This is a genomic window from Aureimonas sp. OT7, from assembly GCF_014844055.1.
Taxonomy (GTDB): domain Bacteria; phylum Pseudomonadota; class Alphaproteobacteria; order Rhizobiales; family Rhizobiaceae; genus Aureimonas; species Aureimonas altamirensis_A.
Genome location: NZ_CP062167.1, coordinates 2,549,903 through 2,561,857, shown reverse-complemented (window position 1 = coordinate 2,561,857; position 11,955 = coordinate 2,549,903). Strand labels below are relative to the sequence as shown.

10 protein-coding genes are annotated in these 11,955 nt (G+C 66.1%); 2 read left to right on the top strand and 8 right to left on the bottom strand.

Translation table 11 applies throughout. The annotated features are described in order from the left end of the window. Positions 1–88 precede the first annotated feature (88 nt). A complete protein-coding gene (locus IGS74_RS12245) occupies positions 89–877 on the top strand; it encodes an outer membrane beta-barrel protein (RefSeq protein ID WP_039194061.1) in 789 nt (262 codons plus the stop codon). A gap of 45 nt (positions 878–922) precedes the next feature. Here IGS74_RS12245 and IGS74_RS12240 read toward each other — a convergent pair whose 3' ends face one another. From IGS74_RS12240 to zigA, 3 genes are all read right to left on the bottom strand, one after another. Next, positions 923–1,885, bottom strand: coding sequence for a dihydrodipicolinate synthase family protein (locus IGS74_RS12240; RefSeq protein WP_192386443.1), 963 nt, complete (start codon positions 1,883–1,885; stop codon positions 923–925). A gap of 71 nt (positions 1,886–1,956) precedes the next feature. After that, the gene (locus tag IGS74_RS12235; protein WP_206688157.1) at positions 1,957–2,670 is read right to left on the bottom strand and encodes a GntR family transcriptional regulator; all 714 of its coding nucleotides are present in this window, start codon (positions 2,668–2,670) and stop codon (positions 1,957–1,959) included. Positions 2,671–2,752: 82 nt separating this feature from the next. Continuing rightward, a complete protein-coding gene (gene zigA, locus IGS74_RS12230) occupies positions 2,753–3,952 on the bottom strand; it encodes a zinc metallochaperone GTPase ZigA (protein WP_192386441.1) in 1,200 nt (399 codons plus the stop codon). 380 nt (positions 3,953–4,332) lie between these two features. Here zigA and IGS74_RS12225 point away from each other — a divergent pair, with 380 nt between their 5' ends. Continuing rightward, a complete protein-coding gene (locus IGS74_RS12225; protein ID WP_192386439.1) occupies positions 4,333–5,520 on the top strand; it encodes a glycosyltransferase family 2 protein in 1,188 nt (395 codons plus the stop codon). Here IGS74_RS12225 and IGS74_RS12220 read toward each other — a convergent pair. Genes IGS74_RS12220 through IGS74_RS12200 form a run of 5 tightly spaced genes read right to left on the bottom strand, consistent with a single transcriptional unit; the run spans position 5,432 to position 11,937 of the window. Further along, the gene (locus tag IGS74_RS12220; protein ID WP_192386437.1) at positions 5,432–6,745 is read right to left on the bottom strand and encodes a PIG-L family deacetylase; all 1,314 of its coding nucleotides are present in this window, start codon (positions 6,743–6,745) and stop codon (positions 5,432–5,434) included. The two genes, IGS74_RS12225 and IGS74_RS12220, sit on opposite strands and share 89 nt — an antisense overlap. Beyond that, on the bottom strand, positions 6,742–7,857 hold the full coding sequence (locus tag IGS74_RS12215; protein WP_192386435.1) for an acyl-CoA/acyl-ACP dehydrogenase: 1,116 nt from the start codon (positions 7,855–7,857) through the stop codon (positions 6,742–6,744). The genes IGS74_RS12220 and IGS74_RS12215 overlap by 4 nt, the downstream gene beginning before the upstream one ends. Beyond that, entirely contained in the window at positions 7,854–9,005 is a 1,152-nt protein-coding gene (locus tag IGS74_RS12210; RefSeq protein WP_192386433.1) for a glycosyltransferase, read from the bottom strand. Before IGS74_RS12210 ends, IGS74_RS12215 begins: the two co-directional genes overlap by 4 nt. A 17-nt stretch (positions 9,006–9,022) precedes the next feature. After that, on the bottom strand, positions 9,023–9,889 hold the full coding sequence (locus tag IGS74_RS12205) for a galactosyltransferase-related protein (RefSeq protein ID WP_192386431.1): 867 nt from the start codon (positions 9,887–9,889) through the stop codon (positions 9,023–9,025). Next, positions 9,871–11,937, bottom strand: coding sequence for an HAD-IIB family hydrolase (locus tag IGS74_RS12200; RefSeq protein ID WP_192386429.1), 2,067 nt, complete (start codon positions 11,935–11,937; stop codon positions 9,871–9,873). Before IGS74_RS12200 ends, IGS74_RS12205 begins: the two co-directional genes overlap by 19 nt. Between the last annotated feature and the right edge of the window lie 18 nt (positions 11,938–11,955).

Genomic DNA, 11,955 nt, shown 5'->3' with positions numbered 1-11,955 from the left:
GAAGTATTTTTCGTTTGAAGCGTGTCACGAAAATTTCGCAATCACGATCAGCGCGTGATTTGCGTTCGATTCACCCACGGAGGGATGTATGAAGAAGTTTCTGGTCCTCGGCCTTCTGGCCGGTACGGCAATTCCGGCCTCGGCCGCGGATGTCATCTATGAAGAGCCGATGGTGACCCCGGTCGTCGCACTTGCCGTTCCGTCGTGGACCGGCTTCTACCTGGGCGTCCAGGCGGGCGGCGGCTTCAACCCGTCGAACCCCGACAATTTCAGCATCGTGCCCAGCTTCCCCGGCGCGTTCCCGGGTAGCGCCTTCGGCAGCAACTACGAGTCCAGTTTCGAATCCGGCTTCGTCGGCGGCGGTCACATCGGCTACGACTACCAGATCGACAACTGGGTCGTCGGTGCCGTGCTGGACATCAACGCTTCGGACCTCGGCCAGCGCCAGAGCGCTTTTTCGAGCACTCCGGCGTTTTACACCGCCGAGCGTGATCTCGACTATTTCGCCACGGGCCGCCTGCGCGCCGGTTATCTCGTGACGCCGACCACCCTGGCCTATGCCACGGGCGGTGTCGCTTATGGTGACGTCAGCTACAGGTTCTCTGCCGATTCAGCGCCCTTCGCCACGGCAGCGGCTTTCTCCGACAGCAATGATCGCTGGGGCTACACCGTCGGCGGCGGCTTGGACTTCCTGGTTGCCGACAACATCTCGATCGGTGTCGAATATCTCTACACCAACCTCGGCGATGACGATTCCTTCACGCGCTTCGTAGCCGGCCCGTTCGGTGGCGGCGTGGGTGGGTTCACCGACTTCACCGGTTCGGACGATTTCGACTTCCACACGATCACGGCGAAGCTTTCGTACCGCTTCAACTAATAAAAATGCGGGCCGCCCATCGGGCGGCCCGCATGCCTTTCCACATCATGCAGCGTGGCGATACTCGGTGCCGAGATTGCCGTTCCAGACGGAGTACCAGGTCTGGAACATTTTTAGCTGCGCCTTTGCATAGCCGCGCTGGCTTGCCGACAGGCTGTCGCTCTCGTTGAAGTGCAGCTCATATTCCGGGTTGCCGGTCAGAACCATCAGATATTTGTAGAACAGGACCAGGTCCGGCCCTTCATCGAAGGTCGACAGGACATGCAGCGCGCTTTCCAGCTCCAGCGCGCGGCGACGGGCCTCCGGGTCGCCCTTGGCGGCTGCGGCCGACAATCCGCACAAATGAAGCACTTCCGCCGGAAGCACATTGCCGATCCCGGTGACCGCGCCCTTCGCCCCGCAATTGATGAAACCATGGCAGACGGCGGTATCGACGCCCACCATCAGCGTCACGGCATCGTCCTGGCTGGTGATGTGCTCGGCGGCGTAGGTGAGGGAGTCCGTCCCGCCGAACTCCTTGAAGCCGACAAGGTTGGGATGCTCCGCGCGCAAGGCGAAGAACAGGTCCGCCTTCGTGGCGAAGCCGTAATAGGGGCTGTTGTAGATCACGGCCGGCAGGTCCGGGGCGGCCGACAGGATCGCCTTGAAATGCGCCTTCTGCGCCGCAGGCGAGGGCCCGCGCGACAGCACGCGCGGGATGACCATCAACCCTTTGGCGCCGGCCTTCTGGGCATGTGCGGCATGCGCCGCCGCAATCGCCGTGTTGACCGCTCCCGTTCCGGCAACCACCGAAATGCCTGCATCGGCCAGGCGCTCGACGCCTTCCATGCGCTGCGCGTCGGTCAACAGTGGCCAATCGCCCATCGAGCCGCAATAGACGACCGACGACATGCCCTTTGACACCAACTCCCCGCCCTTGCGCACGAGTGCGTCGAAATCCGGTGTCCTGTCGGCCTTGCAGGGCGTCATCAGGGCCGGCATGCAACCTTTGAAAACGGAATTGTCCACAGCGCTCTCCAACGGCTAGATCAAACGCCATAATAGGCGTTGTATTTTCTTTGTCGACAAGAAAGAATCGACTACAGGGTGATTTCCGCGTTGACCCTCGCATCGGCGCTGACAGCCGTCTGGATATGGCCGATGATCTGCCGTGCATGTGCGGCGGCAAGCATGTCCGCCTCATCCACCGCGCGCTGGCTTATCGCGGCGATGAGTGCCTCATGTTCGTCCACGTAGGGGCGCGGAAGCATGTCGTTGAAGCTGGAGTAGTACAGCCGCAGGATACGGCGGCCTTCATCGAGAAGGCGCGTGAACATGTCCGTGTAATAGACGTTGCCGCCGGCCCGCGCGATCTCCAGGTGAAAATCGCGGTTGGTGGCGATCATCGCCAAAGCGTCGCGCCGCGCGACCGCCGCGACGAAATCGGCCTGACGTGCCTCGATGGCCTTCATGGCGTCCGCGCCGTGGTTGGCCGCGGCCAGACGCGTGGTCACGCGATACATCAGGGTCAGCGCATCGAAGAAATGCGGCAGGTTGAGGAAGTCGATCTGCGCGACGATGGTGGCTCGGTTCGGCAGGGCGACCAGCAGGCCCTCGCTGAGCAGGCGCACCATGGCCTCGCGGATAGGCGTGCGTGACATGGCGAAGCGTGCGGAAAGCTGCACTTCGTCCATGGCGCTGCCGGGCTTGAGCTTCAGTTCCACGATCTCGTTGCGCAACGTTTCGTAGACGAAGCCCACCCCGGCTCCCCGCTTGTGTGTCGGCGTATCCTGCATGCCTGCGCTGTCGGCCATGGCCAGTCCCTTCCTGCCAGTTCACCTGGCAGGTTGACCATATTCCGCCGCGCCAGGCTATGCGCGCCGCATCGTCATCCCGTCAGGCTGCGCGTGGCCAGGCTGGAAGCGGATCGGGCAACCGGCTCCAGCTCTCCGGCGAGAAGCTGTCGCCGGCCACAAGGCAGGCATCCAGCTCGCGCCGGATGGCCGCCTCGCTCATCGGGTCGGTGCCGATGAAGACGATTTCCTGCCGGCGGTCGCCCCATTCGGGGTCGATAAGGCCGCCCATCATCGCCTTCCATTCGGGGTGCTGCGGCCAGTTCCGCTTCGGTACCGCCGCCCACCACAAACCGCGCTTGCCCGTACGCACGAGACCGCCGGCCTGGCTGATCTCTCCGACGAAGTCCGGGCGCGTCGCCAGCCAGAAAAAGCCCTTCGCCCGCACGACACCCGGCCATGGCCTGTCGACGAAGGCCTGGAAGCGCGCCGGCTCGAAGGGGCGGCGGGCACGATAGACGAAAGACCGGATGCCGTATTCCTCGGTCTCGGGCACATGGTCGCCAAAGCCGTTCAGTTCGCGGAACCACAAGGGATGCTCATGCGCCTTCTCGAAGTCGAAGAGGCCGGTGCCCAGGATGGCCTTCGGGTCGACCCTGCCGAAATCGGCCTCGACGATCTGCGCGTCGACATTCAGGGCGCGGATGATCTTGCGCGCGGCATCGAGTTGCTCCGCGCTGGCCATCGACACCTTGTTCAGCACGAGGACGTCCGCGAACTCGATCTGCTCGACCAGCAGATCCACAAGGCGCCGCTCGTCGTCCTCCCCGAGGGATTCGCCGCGCTCGCGGATGAAATCGGCGGAGGCGTAATCGGCCAGAAGGTTGGCCGCGTCCACCACCGTTACCATCGTATCCAGCCGCGCGACGTCGGACAGGCTGTCTCCGGCCTCGTCCCGAAACTCGAACGTGGCCGCGACGGGCAGGGGCTCGGCGATGCCGGTGGACTCGATCAGAAGATAGTCGAACCGCCCCTGCCGGGCGAGGTCCCGCACCTCGGCCAGCAGGTCGTCGCGCAGCGTGCAGCAGATGCAGCCATTGGTCATCTCGACGAGCTTCTCGTCGGTCCGCGACAGGTTGGCCCCGCCATCGCGTACGAGACTGGCGTCGATGTTCACCTCGCTCATGTCGTTGACGATGACGGCAACCCGCATACCGTCACGATTGGCAAGAACGTGGTTGAGAAGCGTGGTCTTGCCGGCTCCCAGAAAGCCCGAAAGGACGGAGACAGGTAGGCGTTGCATGGACGGTCCCTCAGCATGGAATGACGTGATATCAATCTTCGTAATGTTATAAAGTTACATACGCAAGCCCAATGAGGTTGGGCTCACCGGGGGTTGGACATAATGTCCAATCCAAGAGCCCCGCAGCCGGCGCCTATATGGGCGGTGCGGCGCGGCGGCGGGCGCCGCGGATCGCCATGGAAACCTGCCGAAGGGTTTGACCGATATGGATATGAGCCAGAAGAAGCTTGTGCTTTACGTGACGACGCTGACGGCGGGCTGCCTGTCGTTTCTTGCAGTGGCGCTGACGGTGATGATGCCTGCCTGAATACCGTTTCGGTAATTTCCTCTCGGGCCGTGTCCCGCGCGGAACGCGCCGCCGTCCGATGGATTGAAGCCTTATGGACAGGCCTACGCGTGAAATCATCGAAACGGTGGCGGGGACTTTCCCGATCGGGGGCGAAATCGCTGTCGACGGGGCCTGTGCGGAGCAGGCGGGTTTGTACGCCTGCGTGCCGGCCTGCAACGAGGAGCGCCTGATCGGCCGTAGCCTTGTAGCGCTGGATGAGGCACTGGACGATGGCGACGGCGTCGTCATCGTGGCCAATGGATGCCGGGATGGGACGGCGCGCGTGGCGCAGGATGCCATGCAAGGCTGGACCCGCCCGTGGGTGCTGCTTCAATGCGTGTGGCATCCGGGGCAGGGAAGCGCCCCGCTTGCGCGCCGCCTGGCGATGGATGTCGCAAACGCGTTGAGCCCCCATGCCCTGCTTCTGTCCACGGACGGCGACACCCTTGCCGCCAAGGGGCTGGCAAGCGCCCACAGGGCGGCGTTTGCTCGTGGCGGCGACCTCGTCTGCGGTGCCATAGACTTCATAGCCGAGGAGGCTGCGCTGCTGCCGCAGGCCGACCCTGCCGGCGAGTATCTGCTGCGGGAGTACAGGGCCGTCTCGCGGGAAATCGCGGAAATGCTGTTTCCCGACCGCGACAATTCCTGGCCGCACCATGGCAATATCGGCGGGGCCAATTTCGCCATTACCGGTAAGGCTTATCGCGCGGTCGGCGGATTGCCCACACCGCCGTCCGGCGAGGATCGTGCCCTGCGGCGCAGGGTTTTGGGCCTCGGACTGCGCGTTCTCTACGTGGATACGGCGCGCGTCGCGACATCACCCCGGCTCGATGGCCGTGCGCGTGGCGGCCTTGCCGACGAATTGCAGCGCAACCGGACCGAAGCGGACCCGATCGTAGACGAATTGCTGGAAGCGCCGGAAACGCTTGTCCGGCGCATGTGCGCTCTCCGCGATTTCCTGGCTGCTGAGGACGCTGCGGCACGCCGCTCGGTGCTGGCCGACATCGGCGTCCAGCCCATAGGGCTCGACGAACTGGCAGAGAAGGGTGACCGGCACGCCTTTCACATGGCCGAGGAAATGAGCCCCATACTGGCGCGGCGCGCTCTTCGGCTTTCCGATCTGGCCCGTCACCTGCCGGACCTTTTGAAAATCAGGGACGCCATCGCAGGAGATCGATCCGAAACCTCTCTGCGCTCCGGCGCGCAACGGGTTGGAGCTCCGGACCGAACAGCGCCGTGAAAAAATCCGCCCCGGCGCGGGCATCGAGCGGCGTTTCGGTATCGCCCAGATAGGATACGATCAGCATCGCCGCCCCCGGCACCATCTGCCTGCGCGTCAGGCCGGCCAGCCGCTCCAGCTCCTTTTCCGGAAGATAATAGAGAAGTTCCGAGAAGATCACGAGATCGTAGGGCCCCTCCGGCAGATCGTCGGGCAGACGCCCCTGCACGAGGCGAAGTCCCTGCGGAGCCGCGTTCCGCGCGCGCTGGATGATGTCCGCTGCCTGGTCGATGCCTGTCGCGCGCCTGGCCTGTCCGTTCGCCAGTAGGTCGCCGGCAAGGCAGCCCTCGCCGCAACCGGCCTCCAGCGCATGGTCGAAACGCGCGTCGCCCAAAAGGGCGCGCGCGGCGTCCCGCTTGCCGCGCTCATAGGGTGAGGTGCGAACCTCCCACGGATCGGGACTTGCGCTGTAGATGGCGTCGAAATGCGCGGGGCCGGGTGCCTCGCCCGGCATATGCAGCCATGACAGGCGTTCAAACGCGCTGTCGTGAAGCGTGACGAACCAGTCCGGCAGGGTGAAGCCCGTTGGGTCATCTGGAACGACCTGCCCCAGCTGGCTGGCGTGAAAGGCAAGGGCCCGCCGCTTCGCTTCGCGGTCGGTCGCTACGCGGAAGGGTGTGAGGTCGTCCTGGCGAAACGGAGCCTTGCGATCCAGGCGGCAGGTCCAGACCTCGTAGAAGAGAATACGCAACTGCGGCAACCGGGCCTGCAGGTCCAGCGCAAGTTCCGCCGCGGCATGATGGTCGGGGTGCGGATCGTCCGGATGCGGCGCCGCAATCGCGGTGACGCCACGTTGCCGGCATTTTTCGACGAGGGGATCGACGGCGGCGAGGCGCCCGGCGTCCCAGCGGCTGGCGCCATCGGGCAGGCCGAGGCGCAACCACTCCGCATGCCCGCAGCCGAGTGCCTCCACGGCGGCGAGCTGCTCGCCCACGCGGATTTGCGCCAGCCTGCGGGGCGGCACCGCCGCCGACTTCCGATGGGAACCTTCGCCATCCGTCACCGCGACGATGACGACCGGCCGTTTTCGCCGTGCGGCATCCAGCAGAAGGGCCGAGCAGGCAATGGTCTCGTCGTCCGGATGGGGGGCGATCACCATCAGCGCGCCATCGCCCGCAAGCACACCGACATCCGCCACCGGCGCCGTCTCGACCCGGTCCGTCCATGCGCCGTATGACGCGCTCACGCGCCAAGGCTTTCGCTGACGGTGACCGCATGTTCCAGAAGGATGGCGTCGGGGTTGGCCTGCCGCAGGTAGACGGCAAGGTCGGCTGCACGCAAGGACAACGGATGTGCCTGATGAAAGCCCGACAGGCCGATCGCCCTCTGGGCCAGCTCGATGACGGCCAGCGCGGCCTCTTCCGTGACCAGCCGCGCATAGGCGGCGAGGGCCGTCGCCTCCCGGATTGCATCGGCATCCCGCGACGATGCGGCGGCATCCACCCGCGCGGCCGCGTCATGCACCCAAAGGCGCGCGGTGCGCGCCTGCATGGCCGCTCGTCCAAGCCGCTGCTTCTGAAGCGGGTGGGCATCGTGCCCGCGCTCTTCAAGCGTGTGGCGCATGATCGCGACGATGGCCCTGACGGCGCCCAGCTGGGCCGCCGTGCAACGCCAGATGCCGCCTACAAAATGGGGCTCGCGCCGGTAATCGCCCGGATTGCCGACGAGTTCGGCACCAGACAGATGTGTACCCTCGAAGGAATATCGGCCGGACAACGACCGCGCCATGCCCCCGTGGTTCCAGCCGGACAGGTCCATCCGGGCGGCGTCGCGCACCTCGACAAGGGGCAGAAGGGGCGCCGGGCCCGTGAACACCGGGATGAGCGCGGTATGCACGACGCCGACCCCGGACGCATAGCGCTTGGCGCCGCTCATCCGCCAGACGGCGCCCTCGCAGACCAGCGTCACCGGCGGGGTGTCGTCGGCACCCCAGATGCCCAGCAGCGCGCCGGACAGCGCAAGGTCGGCCACCCGTTCCTGCTGCGCGGCGGAGCCGTAGAGATGCACGAGTTGCAGGACGTTGACATGGCCTTCCAGCAGGCGGGCAAGGCTAAGATCGACGGCGCCGATGGACTCCAGAGTATCCGCAAGCCCCTGCCAGGGCATATGGAAGGCAAAGCCGCCTTCGCCGGAGCCGGTCGGCACGATCCCGGCTGCCAGAAGCCCGTGGCTGGCCAGTGTGTCGACGAGGCTCCGGGCAGTGGCGCCGGGATCGGCCGCAAGCTGCTCGGATAAGGCCTGCGCGGTGTCCGCGAGCGTGGTCGACGCCGCTCTTTTCCTGGCTGATCCCGGCGTCATGCGGCGCGAACCGGCAAGCGCGTCGGCACGGCAGCCGGCACCTGTTGGGGTGCAGCGTCCCAGAGGGAGTCCGTCAGCGATTCCAGCCAGCGCGCGCCGCGCGCCGCGGCATCGGGGTCGTGGAGCGAGGCGAGGACAGCCCCATCCAGGCGGCGTGCCGCGTCCAGAAGGTCCTGCCAGGCTGGAAAATCCCCGGGCCATTGCGGCGCGCTGACCGCCGCCCCGATGGCGACGAGCGCGTCGGCCTTGCGGTGCTGCTCCGAGAAGTAGCGCCATTCCGGCATGACGATCAGCTTGCCCGAGGCGCGGGCCACTTCGTGGATCGTGTTGTCTCCGGCCGAAGCGATGACGATGTCGGCGGCTGCCAGATAATCCGGCACGTTGTCCACCCAGCCCAGCTTGAGAAGGTTGGCGAAGTCTGTCTCGTGGCCTTCTTCCAGCGTCGGTCCGATTGCGATCCAGAGGGCATCCGGTGCGGCGCGCGCGCCGACCGTCAGCGCGGCATAGGGCGTTCCGGCGCCGCCCCCACCGGTCAGCGCCAGGATGATCTCGCGGTCCGGGTCCAGCCCCAGGCGCCTGCGGGCGTCGTTGCGCTGGGGTATGTCGGCCTGCGTCGTGCACAGGCCGCCCGTATAGCAGGTGCGCGCCCGCAGGGCTGCCGGATAATCGGCCTGCTCCAGACGCTCGTCGAAGGGCGCGAGCATGCCGACCGAGGCCTCGTACGATCCCGTATGCGCAACGTCCGAGCGGTTGCCATGCATGCGGATCTGTACGCAGGGGACGCTTGCGATGCGTGAGAGGAGCGCGATTTCAGCCGAGACGTCCACGACGAACAGCCCCACCTCGCGGGCGTCGAGATGATCGAGGATGATGCGCATCGTCCGCCGCATCTCCGACAGGCCCAGGGGCACGCAGTGCATGACGCTGGGCGTCGGCTCGGCGAAAAGGCGCGGCGTCGGCACCGTGGCGCCGATCATGTCGGGCAGGGGGACGATCTCGATATCGCGCGAAAAGCCATCGAACAGGTGCGGACCGGCAGTCAGGACGGACACCGGACGGTCCCGTGCCATCCGCTCTACCAGCGCCATTGTACGGCTGGCGTGGCCGCGTCCCTGATGGTGGACGAAGAATGCTATGGGCCGTTTCATGACGCTCTCCGATACGATCAAGAGTACAGGACGCTGCCGGGCTGGCGCGCGGCCTCGATTTCCGAAGGGGTGGGGCGACGCCGTATGTCGATAAGGCCCTCGTCCGGGCGCCAGTCGATGAAGCCGGCGTCGCGAAACTGACCGAGCCAGTAATCCATGCACCAACGCCCATGCCGGGCGTGGAACAGCCCGGCATTGCGCAGGATGTGGTCGAACTGCTGGAGCGGCGGGATATGGACCGCGTGATGCTGATGGTAGGCTCGCGCATCCGCGGTCCAGAACAGCGGTATGCCGGCGGCAGCAAGCCGCAGGGCAAAATCCGTTTCCTCCCCGCCATAGCCGACGAAGCGTTCGTCCATGCCACCGATCCGGTCCCAGCATATGCGCCTGATGGCGAAGGACAGGCCCCATAGCTCGCCGTGATCCGGCTCGCGCCGGACGCCTTCGTCCGGCATTGCGGGCTTGGCGGGATGCCGGCGGCCGAGGCGGTCGAGCCTTGCGTAATCGATGCCGCCGTCCACGGCACCCTGCGGCAGATACAGGACCTCGCCCAGGAAGACGCCCTCCGCGTCCCGTTCGGCGGCAGCCAGGTAAGAAGCGACGAGCCTGGGAGAGGCGATGCAATCCACATCCAGGAAAACCAGCAACTCGCTGCGCGCGGCGGAGGCTGCCGCATTGCGGGCCAGCGCCAGCGGCATCGGCTCGCCCGGTATGAACAGGGTCTGCACCGGACAACCCGGGTCGGGCAGATCGGCGAAGGGCTCCGGCTGCATGTAGGCGATGACGACTTCCTTCGGATGCACGCTCTGCGCGGCGATGCCCGCCATCAGGTTGGCAAGGCTGGTATGCCGGCCACGGACGAGTGTCAGGATGCTGGCTTCCATCCAACTCCCCCATTGGATCGGAAATGCGCAACGCCCTCGATGATGCCGCGCGCATGCGTGCCCTGCGCTACGTAGGCATGGGCCAGGGCCGGCAGGCCGGGCAGGTTGTCGGAGTAATTGGCGACGATGATCGACTGCGGCATGATGCCCAGCATGTCGACGTCGTTGCCGCTGTCGCCCGCGACATAGACCGAGTTGACCGGCAGCCTGTAGCTGGTCCGGACGAACTCCACCGCCGAACCCTTCGAGACGCCGTGCGGCAGGACGTCGAGATAGCGTCCATGGCTGTGGACGACGGAGGCGGCGATGCCGGCCGCCTCGAGCCGGCGCCGCACCGTGGCCGCCGTATCCGTCCGTCCGTCCGAGAAATAGGACAATTTGAACGGACGTTGCTCCAGCGGCGCCTGCGGGGTCAGTCCTTCGATACCCTCGATGGCGCGGATGGTGGCCTCGCGACGCCAGCCGCGCCGGACCTTTCGCCGCCATACGGTGTCTGCCATGTAGCTGACCCCGTCGGAGGCCAGGTGATAGATTTCGGAGCCGACGGAGGTGATCATCACCTGCGGGCGGGGGGCGTTCTCCTGCTCGATGATCGCCATGGCGCTATGGAAGGAGCGGCCGGTGGCCACGCCGAAGGCCAGGCCCGGCTGCCGGCACTGCCAGTCCCGGAACGCCCGCAGGCCATCGCCGCAGCCGACCAGCGTGTTGTCGATGTCGGACACCAGAAGGCTCGTCGGGCGCGGGTGCGGCCCGGCCGGATGGAGGATGGACCGGAGAAGGCCGTCATATCGCGAGACATGGCTTTTCCAGTCGTACGCGTCGGCTGCCGACGCCCCGCTTCGAGCGTAGCGGTGCCAGCGGGCATCGTCCGACAGCATCGCCAACGCGGCGCGCGCGATCCCGTCGGCATCGCGCGGATCGACCAGAATGCCATTGCCGCAGGTCTCCACGATGTCGTTCGGGCCGCCGCTGTCCGTCGCTATGATGGGCAGCCCGGCGGCGGAAGCCTCCAGCAAGGTCAGGCCGAACGGCTCGTTCAGCGCCGGGTTCACGAAGATGCCGCGCTGGCTGGCGGCATAGGCATAATAGGACGGAATGTCCTGCGGGGCGTGATGCTTGGGATAGGCGGCCTGTCCATAGAGATCGTAGGTGTCCACCAGATGCAGGATTTCCGCCAGGACACCCGATGTCTCGGCGTCGCAATGCGCAAGATCGGTACGTGTGCCCGCTACGATGACGAGGTTTGCCCGGGCGCGCAGTTCGGCGTTGCGCCCGAAAGCCTCGACAAGCGTCGTCAGGTTCTTGCGCCGGACCGGGCGGGCGATGGCGAGCAGGCAGGGCTTCGACGGATCGGTCAGAAAGCGCGCCATCTCCGCCTCGACGCCGGGTGTCGGCACCGCATCGCGGAATGCGGCAAGGTCGCTGCCCGGCGGCAGGATGCGGATACGTCCGGGCTCGTAGCCGCGGTACATGGCATATTGCACCTCGGCCTCGTCGCGCGAGGAGGCGATCATGAGGGAGGCATCGGACAAGGCGGTCTCCTCTGCCTCGATCCGCTCGGCCATGCCGGGCAGCCCACCGTCGATGGCTTCGAAGGCGGCCTGCTTGACCCGGCCGAGCGAGTGGGCGGTGAAGACGAATGGAATGCCCAGCCGTTTGCGGACGATGGAAGCCGCCCGCCCGGCATCGGCGTAGTGCGCATGGATGATGTCGGGCCGGCCATTGGCCTCGATCCAGGCGACGAGGCCGTCGGCGAAGCTTTCGACCTCTCTGTGCATATCCTCCTTGGAGACATAACCGGGACTGAGCGTCGGCAGACGCAGGATACGAACGCCGGGCCGGCACACCTCGTCGGCGATCTCGTATTCCGGTCCGATTCCGGAAAACCTGCGCGTCGCGATGACGTGCCGGTGGCCGGGATCGCGCTGCGTCGACGCCTCGACCAGTTCGAGGAGGTAGCGGATATGGCCACCGGTATCCGCCGTCAGCCCGTATTCGACCCCATGTCCTTTGAGGCACCCTTGAAGTGCGACGTGCAAGATGAACATACCCGCTCCCTCGGCAAG